Annotated in this window: 21 protein-coding genes; 10 read left to right on the forward strand and 11 right to left on the reverse strand. The window is 58.6% G+C overall.

Going from position 1 to position 21,631, the window contains the following annotated elements:
• Window positions 1-10: 10 nt before the first annotated feature.
• Together DU29_RS0105640 and DU29_RS0105645 are read left to right on the forward strand one after the other, a co-directional pair.
• Complete coding sequence (locus DU29_RS0105640) at window positions 11-1,108, forward strand: amino acid ABC transporter permease (protein WP_028620843.1); 1,098 nt, start codon at window positions 11-13, stop codon at window positions 1,106-1,108.
• A gap of 11 nt (window positions 1,109-1,119) precedes the next feature.
• The gene (locus DU29_RS0105645; protein WP_028620844.1) at window positions 1,120-1,884 is read left to right on the forward strand and encodes an amino acid ABC transporter ATP-binding protein; all 765 of its coding nucleotides are present in this window, start codon (window positions 1,120-1,122) and stop codon (window positions 1,882-1,884) included.
• Between the two features lie 58 nt (window positions 1,885-1,942).
• Here the strand turns inward: DU29_RS0105645 and DU29_RS0105650 are convergent, their stop codons facing one another.
• Window positions 1,943-2,425, reverse strand: coding sequence for a type II toxin-antitoxin system MqsA family antitoxin (locus DU29_RS0105650; RefSeq protein ID WP_028620845.1), 483 nt, complete (start codon window positions 2,423-2,425; stop codon window positions 1,943-1,945).
• Entirely contained in the window at window positions 2,422-2,733 is a 312-nt protein-coding gene (locus DU29_RS0105655; RefSeq protein WP_028620846.1) for a type II toxin-antitoxin system MqsR family toxin, read from the reverse strand. The genes DU29_RS0105650 and DU29_RS0105655 overlap by 4 nt, the downstream gene beginning before the upstream one ends.
• A 165-nt stretch (window positions 2,734-2,898) precedes the next feature.
• On the opposite strand from DU29_RS0105655, the gene DU29_RS0105660 reads away from it, so the two are divergent.
• Entirely contained in the window at window positions 2,899-3,558 is a 660-nt protein-coding gene (locus DU29_RS0105660) for a FadR/GntR family transcriptional regulator (protein WP_028620847.1), read from the forward strand.
• Window positions 3,548-4,846 (forward strand): CynX/NimT family MFS transporter, encoded by a 1,299-nt coding sequence (locus DU29_RS0105665; protein ID WP_028620848.1) that lies wholly within the window; start codon window positions 3,548-3,550, stop codon window positions 4,844-4,846. The genes DU29_RS0105660 and DU29_RS0105665 overlap by 11 nt, the downstream gene beginning before the upstream one ends.
• Before the next feature lie 192 nt (window positions 4,847-5,038).
• Here DU29_RS0105665 and DU29_RS0105670 read toward each other — a convergent pair whose 3' ends face one another.
• From DU29_RS0105670 to DU29_RS0105695, 5 genes are all read right to left on the reverse strand, one after another.
• Window positions 5,039-5,659: a DUF1120 domain-containing protein gene (locus tag DU29_RS0105670; RefSeq protein WP_028620849.1), complete on the reverse strand. Its 621-nt coding sequence runs from the start codon at window positions 5,657-5,659 to the stop codon at window positions 5,039-5,041.
• 82 nt (window positions 5,660-5,741) lie between these two features.
• Window positions 5,742-6,884, reverse strand: coding sequence for a DUF1120 domain-containing protein (locus DU29_RS0105675; RefSeq protein WP_028620850.1), 1,143 nt, complete (start codon window positions 6,882-6,884; stop codon window positions 5,742-5,744).
• Window positions 6,885-6,894: 10 nt separating this feature from the next.
• A complete protein-coding gene (locus DU29_RS0105680) occupies window positions 6,895-9,357 on the reverse strand; it encodes a fimbria/pilus outer membrane usher protein (protein ID WP_028620851.1) in 2,463 nt (820 codons plus the stop codon).
• A 139-nt stretch (window positions 9,358-9,496) separates the two neighbouring features.
• Window positions 9,497-10,213, reverse strand: a complete 717-nt coding sequence (locus DU29_RS0105690; RefSeq protein WP_028620852.1) for a fimbria/pilus chaperone family protein — start codon at window positions 10,211-10,213, stop codon at window positions 9,497-9,499.
• 105 nt (window positions 10,214-10,318) lie between these two features.
• The gene (locus tag DU29_RS0105695; protein WP_028620853.1) at window positions 10,319-10,954 is read right to left on the reverse strand and encodes a DUF1120 domain-containing protein; all 636 of its coding nucleotides are present in this window, start codon (window positions 10,952-10,954) and stop codon (window positions 10,319-10,321) included.
• Between the two features lie 345 nt (window positions 10,955-11,299).
• Here DU29_RS0105695 and DU29_RS0105700 point away from each other — a divergent pair, with 345 nt between their 5' ends.
• The 5 genes from DU29_RS0105700 (at window position 11,300) to DU29_RS0105720 (ending at window position 14,773) form a co-directional block, all read left to right on the forward strand.
• Window positions 11,300-11,932 carry a response regulator transcription factor gene (locus DU29_RS0105700; protein WP_028620854.1) on the forward strand — a complete coding sequence of 211 codons (633 nt, stop codon included), beginning with the start codon at window positions 11,300-11,302 and terminating at the stop codon, window positions 11,930-11,932.
• Between the two features lie 243 nt (window positions 11,933-12,175).
• Window positions 12,176-12,799 (forward strand): DUF1120 domain-containing protein, encoded by a 624-nt coding sequence (locus DU29_RS0105705; RefSeq protein WP_028620855.1) that lies wholly within the window; start codon window positions 12,176-12,178, stop codon window positions 12,797-12,799.
• A gap of 123 nt (window positions 12,800-12,922) precedes the next feature.
• A complete protein-coding gene (locus tag DU29_RS0105710; protein ID WP_028620856.1) occupies window positions 12,923-13,393 on the forward strand; it encodes a nuclear transport factor 2 family protein in 471 nt (156 codons plus the stop codon).
• Between the two features lie 39 nt (window positions 13,394-13,432).
• Window positions 13,433-13,750, forward strand: coding sequence for a GIY-YIG nuclease family protein (locus DU29_RS0105715; protein WP_028620857.1), 318 nt, complete (start codon window positions 13,433-13,435; stop codon window positions 13,748-13,750).
• A gap of 87 nt (window positions 13,751-13,837) precedes the next feature.
• A complete protein-coding gene (locus DU29_RS0105720; protein ID WP_028620858.1) occupies window positions 13,838-14,773 on the forward strand; it encodes a glutathione S-transferase family protein in 936 nt (311 codons plus the stop codon).
• Between the two features lie 125 nt (window positions 14,774-14,898).
• Here DU29_RS0105720 and DU29_RS0105725 read toward each other — a convergent pair whose 3' ends face one another.
• Both DU29_RS0105725 and yejK read right to left on the reverse strand, forming a co-directional pair.
• The gene (locus DU29_RS0105725) at window positions 14,899-15,249 is read right to left on the reverse strand and encodes a glutaredoxin family protein (RefSeq protein ID WP_028620859.1); all 351 of its coding nucleotides are present in this window, start codon (window positions 15,247-15,249) and stop codon (window positions 14,899-14,901) included.
• On the reverse strand, window positions 15,249-16,253 hold the full coding sequence (gene yejK / locus DU29_RS0105730; RefSeq protein ID WP_028620860.1) for a nucleoid-associated protein YejK: 1,005 nt from the start codon (window positions 16,251-16,253) through the stop codon (window positions 15,249-15,251). The genes DU29_RS0105725 and yejK overlap by 1 nt, the downstream gene beginning before the upstream one ends.
• A gap of 496 nt (window positions 16,254-16,749) precedes the next feature.
• Between yejK and DU29_RS0105735 the strand changes: the two genes are divergently transcribed.
• Window positions 16,750-17,031 (forward strand): HU family DNA-binding protein, encoded by a 282-nt coding sequence (locus tag DU29_RS0105735; RefSeq protein WP_007905514.1) that lies wholly within the window; start codon window positions 16,750-16,752, stop codon window positions 17,029-17,031.
• Between the two features lie 206 nt (window positions 17,032-17,237).
• On the opposite strand, the gene rlmF is transcribed toward DU29_RS0105735, so the two are convergent.
• Together rlmF and DU29_RS0105745 are read right to left on the reverse strand one after the other, a co-directional pair.
• Window positions 17,238-18,260, reverse strand: coding sequence for a 23S rRNA (adenine(1618)-N(6))-methyltransferase RlmF (gene rlmF / locus DU29_RS0105740; RefSeq protein ID WP_028620861.1), 1,023 nt, complete (start codon window positions 18,258-18,260; stop codon window positions 17,238-17,240).
• A 236-nt stretch (window positions 18,261-18,496) separates the two neighbouring features.
• Window positions 18,497-21,343 (reverse strand): valine--tRNA ligase, encoded by a 2,847-nt coding sequence (locus DU29_RS0105745; protein WP_028620862.1) that lies wholly within the window; start codon window positions 21,341-21,343, stop codon window positions 18,497-18,499.
• Window positions 21,344-21,631 lie beyond the last annotated feature (288 nt).

The raw sequence follows: 21,631 nt of genomic DNA on the forward strand, positions 1-21,631 counted from the left end.
GGAAAAGCGCATGAGTACTCATATTTTCAAACCGGACATGCCGCCACCGAACCGCAGTATCGGGGCAGTGGCGTGGATGCGCGCGAACATGTTCTCCAGCTGGCTCAACACGCTGCTGACCCTGTTTGCGTTTTACCTGATCTACCTGGTGGTTCCACCGATCCTCGGCTGGGCCGTCATCGACGCCAACTGGGTCGGTACCACCCAAGCGGACTGCACCAAGGAAGGCGCCTGCTGGGTGTTCATCCAGCAGCGGTTCGGCCAGTTCATGTACGGCTATTACCCGGTGGACATGCGCTGGCGCGTGGACCTGACCGTGTGGCTGGCGGTGATCGGCGTGGCGCCGTTGTTCATTTCGCGCTTCCCACGTAAAGCGGTGTACGGCCTGAGCTTCCTCGTGCTGTACCCGATCATTGCCTGGTGCCTGCTGCACGGCGGCGTATTCGGTCTGAGCACCGTGTCGACCAGCCAATGGGGCGGCTTGATGCTGACCCTGGTGATCGCAACTGTCGGCATCGCCGGTGCGTTGCCGCTGGGGATTGTTCTGGCGCTGGGGCGTCGTTCGAACATGCCGGCGATTCGGGTGGTCTGCGTGACCTTCATTGAATTCTGGCGCGGCGTGCCGTTGATCACAGTGCTGTTCATGTCCTCGGTGATGCTGCCGCTGTTCCTGCCCGAGGGTATGAACTTCGACAAATTGCTGCGGGCGTTGATCGGCGTGATCCTGTTCCAGTCGGCGTACGTCGCCGAAGTGGTGCGCGGTGGTCTGCAAGCGATTCCCAAAGGTCAGTACGAAGCCGCTGCAGCGATGGGCCTCGGCTACTGGCGCAGCATGGGCCTGGTGATCCTGCCACAAGCCCTGAAGATGGTGATTCCGGGCATCGTCAACACTTTCATCGCGCTGTTCAAGGACACCAGTCTGGTGATCATCATCGGCCTGTTCGACTTGCTCAACAGCGTCAAACAAGCCGCCGCCGACCCGAAATGGCTGGGTATGGCCACTGAAGGCTACGTGTTTGCGGCCCTGGTGTTCTGGATTTTCTGTTTTGGTATGTCGCGCTATTCCATGCATTTGGAACGCAAGCTCGACACTGGCCACAAGCGTTAGGAGCGTAGTTTATGAGTGAAGCGATCAAACAGCCTGTGAGCCCTGAAGGCATTATTCAGATGCAGGGCGTGAACAAGTGGTATGGCCAGTTCCACGTGTTGAAAGACATCAACCTGAACGTCAAGCAGGGCGAACGTATCGTCCTGTGCGGCCCGTCGGGTTCCGGCAAGTCCACCACCATCCGCTGCCTCAACCGCTTGGAAGAACACCAGCAAGGCCGGATCGTGGTCGATGGCGTCGAGCTGACCAACGATCTTAAACAGATCGAAACGGTGCGTCGCGAAGTGGGCATGGTGTTCCAGCACTTCAATCTGTTCCCGCACCTGACCATCTTGCAGAACTGCACGCTGGCGCCGATGTGGGTGCGCAAGATGCCCAAGCGCAAGGCCGAAGAAATCGCCATGCATTACCTGGAGCGCGTACGCATTCCGGAGCAGGCGCATAAATTTCCGGGGCAGTTGTCCGGTGGTCAGCAGCAGCGCGTGGCGATTGCCCGCGCCCTGTGCATGAAGCCGAAAATCATGCTGTTCGACGAACCGACTTCAGCACTCGATCCGGAGATGGTGAAAGAGGTTCTGGACACCATGATCGGCCTCGCCGAAGACGGCATGACCATGCTGTGCGTCACCCACGAAATGGGCTTCGCGCGTACCGTGGCCAATCGCGTGATCTTCATGGACAAAGGTGAAATCGTCGAACAGGCGTCGCCGAATGACTTCTTCGATAACCCGCAGAATGATCGGACCAAGTTGTTCTTGAGCCAGATTTTGCATTGATGCCGGGCTGACTCGGATAGACAAACCCGGCCACGTGCCGGGTTTTGCTTTTTCTCGCTCAGGAAACCGTGAGGGTTTGGTGCTCTTTATGCTCTATATGTTTGAACCCTCTTAAGTCCGCACCTTCACCCAGTGATCTTACGTCAGTAAGCAAATGCGGATAGCGGTCGAGCAGGCGCATCAGCAACACCAACGTTTTTGGGGGAAGTATTTCGCCACGCTCGTATCGAGAAAACGCGTTGTGCCCGCCACCCGACAGTACTTGTACCGTTTCTTTTTGCGTCAGATGCAGCTTGCGGCGGATTCGCTTCATCTCGTCGCCAATCATCTTTCTTGCTGCCATAACCAGCTCGTCGCCCGCGTCTGAATGGCGCTCAGAACAACTGTCGTCTAACTCCACCTCTCCACACATCTGGCATTCCCAGCCAGATAAATCGTCTACGCGTCGCTCTAGACCTTTGACGCTCATGGTTTCGCCACGACCCTCGAAATGGCGCATTCCTTCTTGAGCTCCACAGCTAAAGCATTGCTGAGTTTTCATTGGGATTTCTCCTTGAAGGAGATCACGGGTGGGCCACCGCCGGGGCGATATGTCACCTTGATGTAAATCTCCAGGCCGAATGAGTTGATGTGATAAACGTCCTGCCAGACGCGGTGATCGTCATAAGTGGTCATCGACTTGTACAGCATCTTGCCCTGTAGCTCGAAAATGACCGTCTGCATCTCGTCGATGTTTAAACCGAGCACCTTGCCGCCGTTTTTAGCGGTATTGGTGAATGCTTTGCCTCCAAGTCGCCGGACATCTGCCTTGATCACCAGCAGGTTGTAATGAGGCGTGTTCTTCTCCATAAGAAATCTTGAACCTGTCCCTGAAATTACCCTTAAAGGGTAATTTTGACTAATCGAAAATCCCGCTCCTTCTGCTACTCAGTGACCCTAGACAGTTGCCGTCCTACGCGAAGCTGACTAACATGTCAGAAAATTCATCCTATGATTGGATGAAAGGCGGATTCCATGTCAGACATTTCTCCACTCGTTAAACGCTCCTTGGTAGACCAGGCGCTGGATCAGCTTCGCCTGAGAATCAACCAAGGTGCCTGGGTCGTCGGCCAGCGTTTGCCCACCGAACCCGAGCTGTCTGCCGAGCTGGGCATCAGCCGCAACACCGTTCGCGAAGCGATGCGCGTGCTGGCGTTTAGCGGTTTGATCGAGATCCGCCAGGGAGATGGCAGTTACCTGCGGGCGGTGGTTGACCCGCTCGACACCGTAAAGGCCTTGTCGCGCTGTACGGCTGAACAAGCGCGCGAGACGCGGCACATCCTTGAAGTCGAGGCGATCGGTCTCGCTGCACTGCGCCGCACGGATGAAGATCTGCAAGCGCTGCGCGAGGCGCTCGGCGTCAGCGGCAGCCATTATCACGGCGACCTCGACACCTATATCGCCTGCGATCTGGTGTTTCATCGCCGGTTGGTCGCCGCCGCGCATAACCCGGCGCTCAGCGAACTGTATGGTTATTTTTCCAGCATTGTCGGTGCGCAATTGCGCCACTGCCTGAACATCACACCGCGACGCCAGGAACTGTTCGATTTGCATATCGAACTGCTTGATGCCGTCGAGCAACGCGACCCCGAACGGGCCAAAGCCCTGTCGAGGCGGTTGATCAATGAACCTTGAAACCGAGAAATCCATGTCCAGTAACACGCAACAAAACAAGCGCACGGCTGAGCTAGAAGAGCTGCTGATCGACGCCGAAGCTGATGACGACGAAGTCCAGCAACGCCCCCCGTTACTGCGCCGTCCGTGGCTGCTGCTGCTGGGCCTGATCCTGGTGGCACTGAACCTGCGCCCGGCGCTGTCGAGCATGGCGCCGATGCTCAGCGATATCTCCAGAGCCCTCGGGCTATCCGCCGCGCAGGCCGGTCTTCTGACTACGCTGCCGGTACTTTGCCTCGGCTTGTTTGCACCGCTGGCACCGATCCTCGCACGTCGTTTCGGCGCCGAGCGGGTGGTGCTGGGGATTCTGCTGACGCTGGCCGCCGGGATCATCGTGCGCAGCTCGTTTGGTCAGATCGGCCTGTTTGCTGGCAGCGTAATGGCCGGGGCGAGTATCGGCGTGATTGGCGTGTTACTGCCGGGCATCGTCAAACGTGACTTCGCCAAACATGCCGGCACCATGACCGGGGTGTACACCATGGCCCTGTGTCTGGGCGCCGCCATGGCAGCGGGCGCGACCGTGCCATTGAGCGAGCATTTTGACCATAGCTGGGCAGTAGGTCTCGGCATTTGGGTCATTCCGGCGGTGGTCGCGGCGATCTTCTGGTTACCCCAGGTCGGACCGAAACACGGTGCGCCTCAAGTGGCGTATCGCGTTCGCGGACTGTTGCGCGATCGACTGGCCTGGCAAGTGACCCTGTACATGGGCCTGCAATCGTCGCTGGCGTACATCGTTTTCGGCTGGTTGCCGTCAATCCTGATCGGCCGCGGACTGACGCCGACACAGGCCGGCCTGGTGCTCTCGGGCTCAGTGATCGTGCAACTGGCGAGTTCTCTGGCCGCACCGTGGCTGGCCACGCGCGGCAAGGACCAGCGACTGGCGATTGTGGTGGTCATGGCGCTGGTTCTCGGCGGCTTGTTCGGTTGCCTGTACGCACCAATCGAAGGCCTGTGGGGCTGGGCAATTATTCTGGGCCTGGGCCAGGGCGGCGCATTCAGCCTGGCGCTGACGTTGATCGTGCTGCGCTCGCGCGATTCCCACGTCGCCGCCAACCTGTCGGGCATGGCTCAGGGTTTCGGCTACACGCTCGCCTCGATGGGACCATTCGCGGTCGGGGTTGTGCACGACTGGACCGGTGGGTGGTCGGCCGTCGGCTGGATTTTCGGCGTGATTGGCCTGGGAGCAATTGTCGCCGGCCTCGGTGCCGGGCGATCGCTCTACGTTCAAGCGGTCAGCGAAAAGGTCTGAGTTACACAACGTCCAGCGTCGCTGAGCCGTCGAGTTGCACGTCGCCACTCACGTCCAGCCCGGCGGTCGGTGCGATAACGGTCTGCAAGTGTCAGCGGGCTCAATATGCAGCGGATAGAGCCCGACCTTTGAAGCTGTCACGGCGCTGTGCTGAACCGTTCGCTGGTCAGCGAGCGGCTCAGCGATTGGCGCTTACAGGTACTTCATTTCAAATGTTACAGACCCATTGATAACGACATCGTCTATCAGGGTCAGTCCGTTGGTCGGAGCAATGTGGGTAGTGACCAGCAGATCAATCCCCGTATCCTGCGCTGCCAGCGGGGTGGTCGGATCGGCACTGGAAGCCACGGAAAGGAGGCGCCCAGGTCTCATGTGATGATGGGCATGCCAGGTGCTGCCGTTGTTGGTCGAGATAATTGTCTGCGCGGGTTGTCCGTCGGCCAGCGTATTACTCATGGTCGTGACGATAAATCCCAGCCGTTCTGCCGCGTTCGTCAGCCCAAGGCCCCACCAGTCCCCGTTCGATGCGGTCCCGGGATTGTTATCGACGGGCGCGAGGGCGAACTGGACCGGCGCCACACAGTTCACAGTCAATTGCAGCGTGTCCCTGCCTATGATTGTGTTTGTCGTCTCATTGAGGTCTTTCGCGGCGATCTTGCCGTAGTCCACAACTCCGCCGTTCGACAAAAGCGGTGTGCATGCCGTCGGGGTAATGGTGCCGGTGACCGTCAAGTCGGTGCTGGAAGCGGCCCATGCAAGGGGCATGGCGCCCAGAAGGACGGTGGTAGCGAATGCTGTAAGGGTTTTTTTCATCTTGTTACTCTCTTTTATTGAAGTTGTCCCACTAACCAAAAGTGCAACATGCACCGCGGATTCGGCAGGGCTCGTTTGGGTGTTACAGGTAAATGATTTCGAGGGTTCCCGAGCCATCGAGCTCAACGGCAGTGCTCAGATCAAGGCTATTCAGGGGCGCTATGACGGCATCAACGGTCACGGTGCTCGTGAGGTTCTGGATGGCCACCGGCCCGGCCGTGCTGCCAGCGCTGTCGGTGAAACCCAGGTAGCTCTTCTGGCCTATCGAAATCGGCTTCGATTGGGCGGTGCTCCAGGCGTTGCCATTGGTGGTGGAGTCGGTTCGGTAGAGACGGGAAAAGCTGTCGGCGCTGGCGTCGGTTGGGTCGATGCTCAGTGAATAGAGGCCGATCCTGTTGACGCGACTGTCTGTGCCGAGTCCATAGTAAATTTCGCTGTTGACCGTGGCCGAGCCGAGGCGGTTGTCCTGCATGGTGAGGGCGAATATCGTGGGTGCATCGCAGGTCACGCGCAGCGTTAACGACCTGGCCGCCAGTCGTGTGCTTTTGTCGTTGTTCAGGTCGTTTTTTGACAGGGTCCCAAAGTCGACCAGGCCACCGCTGGACAGTGATGGTTCACACGCCGCCGGGGCAAAACGGGCCCGCAGGTTGAGGTCTTGGCTGCGGCCGGCGGATACGGCGTCGAACACACCGGAAGCCTCCCAGGTCACCGCATCGCGCACCCGCATCCCTTGCTCCTCGACCGAGGCGCTTACTTCCAGGTGCGCTGAGAAACGATGGCCTTGCGTCGGCACGCCAGCCTGTACGGGTATGACTGCGTGGTGAGGTCGCCAGATCAGGCTCGCTGCGCTTTCCACTGGCGCTTGACCGACGCCGGCAATCAGCCCGACGTCCACCGATCGGCCGTCCAGTTGCGCATCGCGAATCCGAATCCGGTAACTGCCGCGTTCGGCGAAGTGAAAACGCTCGGCCGTGGACGCCATGGCTCGATAGAACACGCTCATGTCGACAGCTTGCGAACAGCTGAGCGTAAGGTTCACCGGGCGCTCGCCAAGCAGGCGTTCAGCGGCAGATTCAGGCTGTATCGCCCGGTTCATGAGTCCGAAGTCGAGCACTGACTGGTTCACGCTCAACTGACAGTCATCCGCGGCTGCCATCGCCAGTGGGGTGAACCCGCCCAGGGCAAACGGGATGAGGGGCAACAGTAAGTAGCGGGACAGATTCATGCAGTCATCCTCAAAGTGCCCGGCACTTGGCGGTGGTGGTCTCGTAGTACGCCTCGGCGTCGGCGTCGGCCGGCAGTTCGAAAAGCAGTTCGCAACGCTCCAGGCCGGGTGCGGTGACCCACAACGCGGATCGGTCGAGTACGTTGGGCAAAAACACCAGGCCACCGTCCTGCACCAGGGTGACGAATTCACCCGCTTGGGTATTCACCGCAGCCCCGCGCGGTAGCGGTGCGCCATTGGCGGTGACGACTTTGAGCAGCGCACGGCGGGTGGTGCTGACGCCGAATTCGACGGTGTCGACGGCTCCTCGGCCAGCCGAAATCACCGCCAGCCCGTTATGAATGTCGGCATTGCGCGGCAGGGTTTTGGTATCGACTTCCACGAGGCTGCGCCCGTAAGCGCTGACGTTCGCGACCACGGCCTGACCTTGCCAGTCGGTCCAGACCGGGCCGCTTGGCGTGGTCACTTTGATGGCGCCCATGTCGCCGACGGACAGCAGAGCAAAGGTGTCGCTGATCGGATAAGGCGAGAAGGTCAAGCCGCCACCGTGCAACACCGCGCCACCCCGCGCACTGGCCTGATAGCTCGATTGTTCGGCATCGGCGCGGGTGTAATTGAGGTCCAGTTGGCTGTAGCGCGGCAGCAGCGAAACGCCGAGCGAAGATTGCGCCTGCCTGTTGCGAGTGTCGTGTTCAACGCCGACCCGATAAGCGAATTGGTCGTTGAACTGTTCGCTCACGCCGATGCCGCTGCGGTGTTCGCCCGCCGAACTGCGCACCCAGGAGCGCCCCCGCCGGTTCTGTCCCAATGGCATGCTCAGGTTCAGGTAAACGCTGTCTTCGCTGCGCGCCGCCCCGCTAAGCTGCCATTCGGCCGTTGCTGAAACCGACACACCGCCGATGTGGGTGCCCCACGACGCCAGGGCGCGGCTGCTGCTGAGGCCGTCGAATGAGGCGGACCGACTGAACCCGCTGCTGAAAGCGCCCAGCCACGGGTGTGACCACGACAGGCCCAGACTTTGCTGGTCGCGGTAGCGGGATTTGTTGCCGTCGGAGCTCTCGCCGAACACCGCATCTTCCAGCTCCCGATAGCCGAACGTGCGATAAGAACTGCCGGCGCTCAGCGCCCAACGCTCGCTCAAACGGTGCGAGGCGGTGAGATCGGCCTGCAAACCTGTGCTGTGCTGTTTGCCGCTGGCTTCAGCGCCGGTCAGCGCGGTTTGCAGCTGGGTATCGGGTGAGAGCAACAGACCGACACTGGCACCCGCAGCATGGTAATCGGCGGCACCGGTGAGCCCTGCACCCAGCAGCACTTGCGGGTGAAGTGCACCGCTCCAGCCGGCGCTGATCACCCAGGGATTACCGGCTTGCTCGTCGCTGCTGTTGCGCAATTGACCCGCCGCCAGCGAGTAGCCGGGCGCAGGCAAACCGACGCCGAGCATCGCGGCGGGCACGATGAAGCTGCGCTCGCTGCCATCGCTTTCCTTGACGGTCACTTCCACATCGGTGCGACTGTTGAGGCGGCGCACATCGTTAAGCGTAAACGGCCCGGCAGGCACCACGGTGGAATGAATCAGTGCGCCGTTCTGCCGCACTTCGATCTGCGCCTGGCTGTGAGCAATCCCTTCGATGACGGCCTTCTGACCTTCACCCTGCAACGCTTGCTCGGTCAGGACCTGCACGCCGGTTATCTGGGCTCCGGCCAGCACCGGATTGTAGAGACTGATCTGGCCCGCTTGCAGCACCGCTTCCTGACGGGCGAAGGTGCGCTGGGCATACGCAGCAATGTGGTTGGTACGCGACAGGTCGTCCTGCCAGGTATGCACCTGACGGCTGCGGACGATCCAGTCGCCGGCGTTGAAACCCAGCTCGGTGTTGGCCGATGCGTACCGACTGGTTTGGTCGCCGGAACGGTTGTGCAGACCTGTCACGTTGTAATTGAGCAAGCCGGCCACGCCGCCTGTTTGATAACCGGAAAAATCCCGGGCCGCGATACGAATCGCGTCAGTGGGCACCAGCAATGACACTGCAAGGTTCGGCGGATCCGTCTCAACCACGGCTTGCGGCGAGGTGCTGAGGAAGTCAACACAGCGTCCGTCGTCGAGTACACGCTCGGGCACCTTCAGGTTGCCCGCGTCAAGCAGTGCGCGGTCGAAGCACAGTGCGCCTTCACGATCAAACGTGACGTCGACCCGGCCGTGGCGCCGGCCGTTGACGGTCAGGGTCACCGGGTGGGTGCCCGGTGTGAATTGCGGCGCTTGCATCAGCAAGGTGGCCAGCGCCGGGTCGATGCCTCGTTGTATCAGCGTGTGCTGGTCGAACGACGTCGGCAACGCACCTTGAGCATTGGCCATCACCGCAGCGTTGCTCAGCAGCACGGACACGAGCGCCGCTCGCCGCAGCCGTGCTCGCGCAGCGGACGCTTGAGTAACGGGCATGGCTTCGCCATCACGGTAAATCCTCACAGTGTTCATTGGGTTTCACTTGGGTTATTTCAGCGTGCCGGCCAGTTTCGCCATGGCGTCATGCAGCCGCGTGGCGATGGTTAAAGTGCCGTCGCTGGAAGCATCTGCGCTCACGGTGCCTTCGGTGCGCGGTGAAAGTGCTGCGGCTTCAGATCTTGATGTCCGCCTCATAGTGCGGCACGGCAAAACCGTAGACAGTTGCGGGTTGAAACCGCACTTGCGTGGCCGCCGACTCAGGTACTGGAATGCGGATGTGTTCGCCAGGCAGTACGTAGGATCTGGGCAACATTGCGGTGGCGGCGGACGGCAACAATTGCACCTCCTGGCCTAGCCGCACCACGTATGGCGTGTCATTGCCTACGGTCAGTTGGCCGTCTTTGAGTGACCATTGCAGATCCGTCCAGGGCGTACGGTTGGGTGCCAGGCCTTTGGGGTGCAGAATCACCGGCAGGTTCTGCCGCACCGTCACGCCGACGCGGGCGTGGCCTGGCGCTGCGGCAGCCTTGCCTTGCGGGATGCCCTCGAAAATCACCCGTTTGAGGCGCTGGGTCTGCAGAGGTTTTTCGGTTTGCAAGATGAACCGCACCAGTTGCGTTTGCGAGGCCTCGACGCGTGCCAGCGGCGGCGTCACGAACACCAGCGACTCGGTGTCCTCTGGAATGTTTTCAACGGTGACGTGCATCAACGCCACGCTGCTGTCGGTGTTGGTCACCGAGATCGAAGCTTCGCCGTCAGCTTCGTTGACTATCACAACCGACGTGTTCGGGACCATGCCGTCGGCATGCACCTGAAGGGACGACAGCAGCGTCGCTGCGACCAAGGCGACAGGAATCAAGGGTCGTGCGAATGTGCAAAAAATCGTCATGACGTGACTCGTTTCATCTCTGGAAATGGGTGCGATAGGTAAACGCGCAGGTTGATCAAGCTGGCAGCGCGGCAGATTGCCTGCCACCCGCTTGTTGGCCACGCGTTACAGGTACTTCACTTCGAGAGTTGCCGAGCCGTCGATCGACACTTCATCCGTAAGAGTCAGGCTGTCGGCGCGCGCGATAAATGCGCCAACGTTCATATTCATCGTGAGATTTTTGGTGGCGACGGGTAGCCAGCTTCCGGTGGATTTATCTCCCGCAGCCGTCCACATGGTGGGAGGCGTTCCATCTCCCTCGTCATGTCTATCCCATGTTGTTCCTTGATCGACCGAGGCGACCATCGACGTCGCACCGTTTTCGGTGACTGCGTCGGAATAGGACAAATCGAACGCGCCCAGTTTTTCACTGGAGTTGGTCATGCCCAGACCGTACATGGCGCCAGGAAACAGCGTCGAACTTGCGCGGTTGTCTACGAGGTGCAATGCGAACCGGGTTGCTGCGTCGCACTCGACATTTACTTGCAGTGGTGTTCGGCCCAAAAACGTCGTTTGGGTTTGATTAAGGTCCTTCGCTGCAATCTTCCCGTAATCAATATTGCCGTTATTGGCCAGGCCAGGTGTGCACGCCGCTGGGGTAATAATGCCGGTGACAGTCAGGTCGGTGGTAGACGCGGCAAATACTGACGAAGTGCCGGTTAGAAAAATTGCGGCTGTCAGGACGGACAAGTGTTTGAGCATTTTTGGCTCTTCCATGATTGGTTGTTAGTTGTCCCGTTTGCGGGAAAGCGCAAGATAGCGATCATGTCAGTCCAGTGAAATGCAACTAGTACGAAAGTCGGGTGTTCGCTGTATGAAAGTTTATTTGGGCGGCAGCGCTGTCATCCGTTTTACCTTTCTATGTAGTCTATCTGCGCGGGATATAGAGTTCACATGTAAGGCAATTCGTTTTCTTTCATAGGATAAAGTCCTACGCCCGAATTTTCAGGGTCCAGCGTTTTTTTTTGTTGCAATGGGGCGTTGTAGTGGGCAGATGAACGGCGTTACTTTCCGCGCATTCAGTGACCTCAAAGGAAAAGTCCGACAATGCGAGTAATTATTGCTGACGACCATCCTGTCGTACGAATCGGTTTGCGAATGCTCGTCGATGTCACCCGCACGTGCGTGGTAGTGGGGGAGGCAGAGGGGCCTGACAGTTTATTGAGACTTCTCTCCCATACGCCTTGCGATCTTCTGATCACGGACTTCTGCATGCCGGGGGATTTGCAGGCCGATGGGTTGAAGTTGATCTGTACTTTGCATCGTCGCTACCCGAGATTACCGATCATTCTGGTCACGATGTTGGCTAATGCCCCGACACTCAGGTCTGCCATCGATCAGGGGGCAATGGCGATTGTCGCCAAAGGCGCCTCGGCAAAAGAGTTGCCCTTGGCGATCAAGTCGGTGAGCGAGGGCAGGGGGTTCATCAGCGAACTATTCCGCGTGCCCTTGGCGCACTGCGGCACAGAGGCACAGTCGCTCTCTGCAACGCTGTCGGTCAAAGAGCGTGAGGTTGTCAGAATGCTCGCCAGCGGTATGACCGTGAGCGAAATTGCCGCCTGTTTCCAACGTAGCGTTTCTACCATCAGCAAACAGAAAAATATGGCCATGCAACGACTGGGTGTGTCCACGGATGTGGACCTTTTTGCCTATGCGCGCGAGAGCGGTATGGTGCATTGATTTCTTTCTGCAGTCGCCCCATCAGATAACAGTTGGTTGTTCAATAAAATGTGTGGCTGGCCTTTGTTGGTTACAGATGCCGAGCCTGACAGGCCAGATTCGTATTAGTTGTATTTCTGTTGGGGAGTTGCCGGCTTACATTGTTGTCGAAGCTTGCGCGGTCGGTTCATACGAGTTTGTCTTTGTAGGAATATTTGCGCGCATAGATTTCGCATTCAATGAAATATCTTAAGGACTGAGTAAATGAATAAAAAGTTAAGCTTGATGGCTGCCTCATTACTCCTGGCCGGTGCATCGAACGCATTTGCCGCACCAAGTGCGGATTTGACCGTTACAGGTCTTATCACGCCCTCCGCCTGTACGCCGGAGTTGTCGAATGGTGGAGTGGTGGATCATGGGAAGATTTCAATAAAGGATCTGGCCCATTACACCAAGCTCGAAAAAGTGACGCTGCAGTTAAAGGTCGATTGCGCTGCATCTACGTTTTTCGCACTAAAAAGTACCGATAATAGAGAAGGTACCGACATCAGTAATGGGCCCGATACTCTATCCCTCTATGGCCTGGGTCTAAGTGCCGATAACCAGAAGCTTGGCAATTATGAGCTGACGATGGAAAACGTGCTTGCTGATGGCACGGAGCGCCTGCTTATTGAATCTGTTAATGGCAATACGTGGTTCCATGCTTCGCCAGATACAGTCTGGCAACCCGGTTGGATGAGGTCGGTCAGCGCTCCGGGCTATATACCAGCCGCTGTACAAAACCTGCTGACTGACCTGGTGGTTGCAACGGCGATAAAAAAACCCATCATGACTACGGATGAAATTCGCCTCGACGGTAGCGCGACTCTGGATGTCGTGTACCTGTAATCCGCTTGGGGCATCATTCACGCGAAAACCTCTGCGACCGTATTCCTGCGCTGAATAACCGTGGTCTTTAACGGCGCTGCGAATTATTGTGCTGGGCTACTGACCTGCGTGCGAAGTATTCCAATGAGTGATGCCCACAACGCGTTAATTACCCGCTTCTACCAGGCTTTCCAACGCCTGGATGCCGAGGCCATGAGCGCCTGCTACACCGACGACGTGGTGTTCAGCGATCCGGCCTTCGGCGAATTGCGCGGGCGTGATGCCGGCGACATGTGGCGCATGTTAACCACCCGCGCCAAAGACTTCTCGCTGACGTTCGACAACGTAGGTAGCGATGAGCGCACGGGCGGCGCCCATTGGGTGGCGACTTATTTGTTCAGCCAGACGGGCAACACCGTGGTCAATGACATACAGGCGCGGTTCGTCTTTCGCGAGGGCAAGATCTGCGAGCACCATGACCATTTCGATCTGTGGGCCTGGTCGCGTCAAGCGCTTGGCCTCAAGGGCTTGCTGCTGGGCTGGACGCCATTGGTCAGAAACGCTGTCCGCACTCAAGCGTTGAAGGGGCTGAGGGCATTTCAGGCCGGTCGCTGATAAGATCGCCACTTGTCCTGATCAAACCTCAATCGTCACGTGAAAACCCCAACCCAATCGTCCACCCTTGCCGTCGAGCCGCCACCGGTGAGCAAACCCTGGTTTGTGTACCTCGTTCGCGCAGCCAATGGCTCACTGTATTGCGGGATCAGCGATGATCCCGTACGTCGCTTTGCCACGCATCAAAGTGGCAAGGGCGCACGATTTTTTCTCTCCAGCCCGGCGGTAGCGCTGGTCTACACCGAAGCTTGCTGCGACAGAAGCGAAGCGCTGCGCCAGGAACGTCTGATCAAAAAACTCAAGAAAAGCGCCAAGGAATGCCTTGTGGCGAGCGCCGCTGGCGTTTTATCAATCTGACTGATCAGTTCCCATCAGGCAGATCTGTAGGCTGCTACCGATTTGCGCGCTAAGCTGCGGGTTCCTATTCCAGCGGCGGAGCCGAGCATGTCCGAGTTGATCCTTCATCATTACCCGACGTCCCCGTTCGCCGAAAAGGCCCGTCTGCTGCTGGGCTTCAAAGGCTTGTCCTGGCGCTCGGTCAAAATTTCCCCGGTGATGCCAAAACCCGATCTGACAGCGTTGACCGGCGGCTATCGCAAGACGCCGGTGTTGCAGATTGGCGCCGATATTTACTGCGACACGGCGTTGATCGCGCGTCGGCTTGAGCAAGAGAAAGCTTTGCCGGCGTTCTTCCCCGAAGGCCAGGAAATGATCGCCACGTCTTTCGCGGCGTGGGTCGATTCGGTGGTGTTCCAGCATGCTGTCAGCCTGGTGTTCCAGCCGGAATCAGTGGCCGTGCGTTTCGCCAGTTTGCCACCGGAAGCGATCAAGGCGTTTTTGGCGGATCGCGCCGGTCTGTTCAGCGGTGGCAGTGCCACCCGGTTGTCGGCCGAGCAGGCGCGGCATCAGTGGCCAACGATCATGGCGCGTCTGGAGCAGCAGCTTCAGCGCGAGCAGGGTGATTTCCTGTTCGGCGCGCCGTCGATTGCCGACATCGCGCTGGCTCATCCGCTGTGGTTCCTCAAGGCAACGCCGGTGACTGCACCGTTGGTTGATGCTTATCCCGCGGTTTCAGCATGGTTCGCCAGGGTGATGGGTTTCGGCCATGGCGCTTCGAGCGAGATGACAGCCGAGGAGGCGCTGCAAGTGGCGCGCGATGCGACCCCGGCGCCCTTGCCGGATGAGCAGTTCGAAGAGCCGAACGGCTTTGAACCTGGCCAGCAGGTGACGATTGCCGCTACCGATTACGGTGTTGATCCGGTGGCCGGCGAATTGCTGTTTGCGGGGAGCGAAGAATTGATTCTGCGTCGCGAAGACGCGCGCGGCGGTGTGGTGCATGTGCACTTTCCGCGGTTCGGGTTTCGTATCGAGGCTTGCTGATTCACACACCTGTGGTGAGGGGATTTATCCCCGTTGGGCTGCGAAGCGGCCCCATAGAAAGGGACGGCTGCGCAGTCCAACGGGGATAAATCCCCTCGCCACAAGGAATGTGTGAGGCAAACGGATTATTTCAGTGCCCCAAGTATGGCGTCGGGGTCATACCCGCGAATCAGTGTGCCATTCACATCAATGATCGGAATTCCGCCCCCGCCCAAGGCCTCATAGGCCTTGCGCGCTTCGGCATTCTTTTCGATATCGAATTCCTGGTACGGAATACCTTTCTGATCAAGAAAACGCCGGGTCAGTTTGCAGTAGCCGCACCATTCAGTGGCGTACAGCACGACATTGGCTTTGGCTTGAGTCTGTTCCGACACCACCTGCGAGGGGTTGAGCACCCGCTCGATCTTGCCCCAATTCTGGTAAACCACCACCACCAGTAAAATCAGCAGGAATTTTTTCAGGATCCCGGCCAGCATCAGTTGCGTCGCTTGAGCTGATCGGTCAGCTGCGTTGGCAGGCCCTTGATAATCAGCGTGCCGGCTTCTTCGTCGTATTCGATCTTCGAGCCCAGCAGGTGCGCTTCAAAGCTAATCGACAGGCCTTCGGCGCGACCGGTGAAGCGGCGGAACTGGTTAAGGGTGCGCTTGTCCGCCGGAATCTCCGGGGACAGGCCGTAATCCTTGTTGCGAATGTGGTCGTAAAAGGCCTTCGGACGTTCTTCGTCGATCAGCTCCGACAACTCCTCCAGACCCATGGGTTCGCCCATCTTTGCCTGACTGCTGGCATAATCGACCAAGGTCTTGGTTTTCTCGCGGGCGGATTCCTCCGGCAGGTCTTCGCTTTCGACGAAGTCACTGAAAGCCTTGAGCAACGTACGGGTTTCGCCGGGTCCGTCGACGCCTTCCTGGCAGCCAATGAAATCGCGGAAATACTCCGAAACCTTTTTGCCGTTCTTGCCTTTGATAAACGAAATGTATTGCTTGGACTGCTTGTTGTTCTGCCACTCCGAGACGTTAATCCGTGCAGCGAGGTGCAACTGGCCCAGGTCAAGATGGCGCGATGGCGTGACATCGAGCTGATCGGTCACTGCAACGCCTTCGCTGTGGTGCAGCAGGGCGATCGCCAGGTAATCGGTCATGCCCTGCTGGTAATGGGCGAAGAGCACGTGGCCGCCCACTGACAGGTTCGACTCTTCCATCAACTTCTGCAGGTGTTCCACTGCCACACGGCTGAACACGGTGAAATCCTTGCCACCGTCGAAATATTCCTTCAGCCAGCCGCTGAACGGATGCGCGCCAGACTCGGCATGGAAGAAACCCCAGGCCTTGCCTTGTTTCGCGTTGTAGCTTTCATTGAGGTCGGCGAGCATATTTTCGATGGCGCTCGACTCGGCCAGTTCGGAGTCGCGGGCATGAAGAACTGCAGGTGTGCCGTCGGGTTTTTTGTCGATCAGGTGGACGATGCAATGACGGATCGGCATGGGCTTCTCGGCTGATTGAAGAGAGGAGGGCGTGCTCCCCGAAAAAGCGCTCAGTGTACCGCAATCTTTGGGCATGACAGGCCAACGGATTGGCGCGCTCAAGGTAGGAGCTGCCGAAGGCTGCGATCTTTTGATGTTATAACCAGATCAACAGATCGCAGCTTTCGGCAGCTCCTACAGGGCGCGCTTAGTCCAATTCCGGCTCGTGCGGCACTGCTTATGCAGTTTTTTCCCGGTTTAGAGCAATAAAGCTGACCAAATGGGTAGCTAGAGGCGGATATTTCCCCGTCTCTGTGCTAGTTTTGCCCGGTCTTACGCGAAGTCACTGCGTTAAGCGTGCATTCAGCATTTGTCAGGTCGAACCAAACCCTGATTTCGGCATCTATAACCCCGATCCCGTGGTTATTGGCTGAGGGTGCCAGATCCAGAAGATCCGGCTCGATGGCTGACACTGCACTCTGCAATCCATATGAATTTGATAGGGAAGGAACACTACATGGCTCTTACTAAAGACCAACTGATCGCCGACATCGCTGAAGCTATCGACGCGCCAAAAACCACCGCGCGTAACGCTCTGGACCAACTGGGCCAAATCGTTGCTGATCAGCTGGAAAACGGCGGCGAAATCACTCTGCCAGGTATCGGCAAACTGAAAGTGACTGAGCGTCCTGCCCGTACTGGCCGTAACCCTTCGACTGGCGCTGCCATCGAAATCGCTGCCAAAAAAGTTATCAAGCTGGTTGTGGCCAAAGGCCTGACCGACGCTGTTAACAAGTAAGACGCATTAGAAAAAACCGTGCACCGGAGTGATCCGGGCACGGTTTTTTTGTGTCTCGGGTTTAGAACTAACCCGCCGACACCACGAATCCCCTGTAGGAGCGAGCCTGCTCGCGATAGCGTCGCATCAGTCGACATCATCGTTAACTGACACGCAGCCATCGCGAGCAGGCTCACTCCTACAGTTGATCTGCTGCGGTCAATAACTCAGCCTTTTTTAACCCAGCGCTCGCGCCAGACCTGCTGCTCGGATTTGGTCTGGAACGTCCACGCCACAAACCGACTCTTCTTCTGCCCCTGAGACATTTCCACGACCTGGCTTTCCAGCACGCCGGCCTTTTTCAGGGCCGTCTCGATCGTCGGCAGATTCGAGGCTTTCGACACGAGTGTGCTGAACCACAACACCTTGTGCTGGAAGTGCGCGCTCTCGGCAATCAGTTGCGTAACGAAGCGCGCTTCGCCGCCTTCACACCACAACTCGGCGGACTGCCCGCCGAAGTTCAGCACTGGCAGTTTGCGCTTGGGATCGGCGCGGCCCAGGGCGCGCCATTTACGCTCGCTGCCCTTGGTCGCCTCGTCCATCGACGCGTGGAACGGCGGGTTGCACATGGTCAGGTCAAAACGCTCGCCCGGTTCCAGCAGGCCCAGCAGAATGTGCTTGGGATTGCTTTGCAGGCGCAGCTGGATGGCTTTATTCAGCCCGTTCGATTGGACGATGGCTTTTGCTGCAGCTACGGCAGTCGGATCGATTTCCGAGCCGAGGAACTGCCAGCGGTAATCGCTATAGCCGATCAACGGATAGACGCAGTTGGCGCCCATGCCGATGTCGAGCACCTTGACCGGTGCACCGCGCGGGATCTCGCCATCGTTGACGCTGGCCAGCAGGTCTGCCAGGAAGTGCACGTAATCAGCACGGCCCGGCACCGGTGGGCAGAGGTAGTCCGCCGGAATGTCCCAATGGGCAATGCCGTAAAACGACTTCAGCAGCGCCCGGTTGAACACGCGCACGGCGTCCGGGCTGGCGAAGTCGATGCTTTCCTTGCCGTACGGGTTGATGATCACGAACTTCGCCAGTTCCGGCGTGGTTTTGATCAACGCCGGGAAGTCGTAACGACCCTGATGGCGATTGCGCGGGTGCAGGCTGGCCTTTTCGCGGGGCTCGGCGGCATTGGCCGGGGTCGCGGAGTCGGGCTTCTTGCGCGCAGGGCGGGGAGTGCGGGGGGCGTTCATGGGCGTGGTCGATTCGGGTATGGCTGAAAGTGGCGGGCATTGTCCCACATATGAAGGCGACACCGTTCAAACTGTAGGAGTGAGCCTGCTCGCGATTGCGGTGTATCAGTCACCATTGTCGTCGTCTGGACTGCCGCTATCGCGAGCAGGCTCACTCCTACAAGGGATTAGTGGTGTCTAAAGGAATAAAAAAGGGAGGCCACTCGTGGGCCTCCCTTTTTCATTGCGATTTGCCGTTACAGACTGGCAATCCGCGCATGTTGCTCCGCCAGCTTGCCCAAAGCCTGTTCGGCTTCGGCCAGTTTGGCGCGTTCTTTTTCGATGACTTCAGCCGGGGCCTTGTCGACGAAACCGGCGTTGGACAGCTTGCCGCCCACGCGCTGAACTTCGCCTTGCAGACGTAGCATTTCCTTGTCCAGGCGTGCCAGTTCGGCGTCCTTGTCTATCAGGCCGGCCATCGGCACCAGCACTTCCATCTCGCCAACCAGGGCGGTGGCGGACAGCGGTGCTTCTTCGCCAGCCTTCAGCACGGTGATCGATTCCAGACGTGCAAGCTTCTTCAGCAGCGCCTCGTTCTCGGTCAAGCGACGCTGATCTTCAGCGCTGACGTTTTTCAGATAGATCGGCAGCGGCTTGCCCGGACCGATGTTCATTTCGCCACGAATGTTGCGTGTGCCGAGCATCAGTTCCTTCAGCCATTCGATGTCGCTCTCGGCGGCCGGATCGATGCGCTCTTCATTGGCCACAGGCCAAGGTTGCAGCATGATCGTCTTGCCTTGAATACCGGCGAGCGGCGCGATGCGCTGCCAGATTTCTTCGGTGATGAACGGCATGAACGGATGCGCCAGACGCAGCGCGACTTCCAGCACGCGAACCAGCGTGCGACGCGTGCCGCGCTGACGTTCAACCGGCGCATTCTCGTCCCACAGCACAGGTTTGGAGAGTTCCAGGTACCAGTCGCAATACTGGTTCCAGATGAACTCGTACAAGGCTTGCGCCGCCAGGTCGAAACGGAATTGATCCAGTTGACGGGTCACTTCGGCTTCGGTGCGTTGCAGCTGGGAAATGATCCAGCGATCCGCCAGCGACAGCTCGTAGGTTTCGCCGTTCTGCCCGCAGTCTTCGCCCTTGTCCAGAACATAACGCGCGGCGTTCCAGATCTTGTTGCAGAAGTTGCGATAGCCTTCGACGCGGCCCATGTCGAACTTGATGTCGCGACCGGTGGACGCCAGCGAGCAGAACGTGAAACGCAGGGCGTCGGTGCCATAGCTGGCGATGCCCTCGGCGAACTCGTCGCGGGTCTGCTTCTCGATCTTCTTCGCCAGCTTCGGCTGCATCAGGCCCGAGGTGCGTTTCTGCACCAGTGCCTCCAGCTCGATACCGTCAATGATGTCCAGCGGGTCCAGGACGTTGCCCTTGGACTTGGACATCTTCTGACCTTGCCCGTCCCTTACCAGACCGTGCACATAAACAGTCTTGAACGGTACCTGAGGCGTGCCGTCTTCGTTTTTCATCAGGTGCATGGTCATCATGATCATCCGGGCAACCCAGAAGAAGATGATGTCGAAACCGGTGACCAGCACGTCGGTGGAGTGGAATTTCTTCAGGAATTCGGTCTGCTCAGGCCAGCCGAGTGTCGAGAATGTCCACAGTCCGGAACTGAACCAGGTGTCGAGAACGTCGTTGTCCTGTTGCAGCGCTACGTCCGGGCCGAGGTTGTGCTTGGCACGCACTTCGGCTTCGTCGCGGCCGACATAAACCTTGCCGGACTCGTCGTACCAGGCCGGTATCCGGTGGCCCCACCACAGCTGACGGCTGATGCACCAATCCTGGATGTCGCGCATCCACGAGAAGTACATGTTTTCGTATTGCTTGGGCACAAATTGAATGCGGCCGTCTTCAACGGCGGCAATCGCAGGCTCGGCCAATGGTTTGGTCGACACGTACCATTGATCGGTCAGCCACGGCTCGATGACGGTGCCGGAGCGGTCGCCTTTCGGCACTTTCAGGTTGTGATCGTCGACGCTGACCAGCAGGCCGGCGGCATCGAACGCGGCCACGATCTGCTTGCGCGCTTCGAAACGGTCGAGGCCGGCGTATTCGGCCGGGATTTTGCCGTCGATGCTTTCGTTCAGCGTGCCGTCAAGGTTGAACACCTGGCAGGCCGACAACACCGCAGCGTTCTTGTCGAAGATGTTCAGCAGCGGCAAATTGTGGCGCTTGCCGACTTCGTAGTCGTTGAAATCGTGTGCCGGCGTGATTTTCACGCAACCGGTGCCGAATTCGGGATCGCAGTAATCGTCGGCGATGATCGGGATGCGGCGGGCCACCAGAGGCAGCTCGACAAACTGGCCGATCAGGGCCTTGTAGCGTTCATCGTTCGGATTTACGGCCACGGCGGCGTCGCCGAGCATGGTCTCCGGACGAGTGGTCGCGACGATCAGGTAATCCTTTCCTTCGGCGGTTTTCGCGCCGTCAGCCAGCGGGTATTTCAGGTTCCACAGGAAACCTTTCTCGTCGTGATTTTCCACTTCGAGGTCGGAAATCGCCGTGTGCAACTTGGTGTCCCAGTTGACCAGGCGCTTGCCGCGATAGATCAGGCCGTCTTCGTGCAGACGCACAAAGGCTTCCTTGACCGCTTCCGAGAGACCGTCGTCCATGGTGAAGCGCTCGCGGCTCCAGTCAACGGACGAGCCGAGGCGGCGGATCTGACGGCTGATGTTGCCGCCGGACTGATCCTTCCACTCCCAGACTTTCTCGAGGAATTTTTCGCGGCCCAGGTCGTGGCGATTCTGGCCCTGGGCTTCAAGCTGACGTTCCACCAGCATTTGCGTGGCGATACCAGCGTGGTCGGTGCCCGGCTGCCACAGGGTGTTGCGACCCTGCATGCGGCGGAAACGGATCAGTGCGTCCATGATCGCGTTATTGAAGCCGTGACCCATGTGCAGGCTGCCGGTGACGTTCGGCGGCGGGATCATGATGGTGTAGGACTCGCCCGCGCCTTGCGGGGCGAAGTAATTCTCGGACTCCCAGGTGTTGTACCAGGAAGTTTCAATGGCGTGCGGCTGGTAGGTCTTGTCCATGCGCGGCGGGACCCTATTGGCAGTAATTCAGGAAAAGCCGACGAGTATAGCGGGGCATGGTGGATAGGGCGAGCGGGTGGGGAGGGGGTGCGAAGCGAATTGTGAAATTGGTTTTTGTGGCGAGGGGGTTTATCTGTGGGAAGGGCATTTATCTGTGAGAAGGGCACTTATCTGTGGCGAGGGGATTTATCCCCGTTCGGCTGCGCAGCAGTCGTCAATCCTCAGATGAGTATTGTCGATGGAGTGCTGGGGCCGCTTTGCAGCCCAACGGGGATAAATCCCCTCGCC

Origin of the sequence: Pseudomonas sp. Ant30-3 (assembly GCF_000690905.1) — a bacterium.
In the GTDB taxonomy this organism is placed as follows: domain Bacteria; phylum Pseudomonadota; class Gammaproteobacteria; order Pseudomonadales; family Pseudomonadaceae; genus Aquipseudomonas.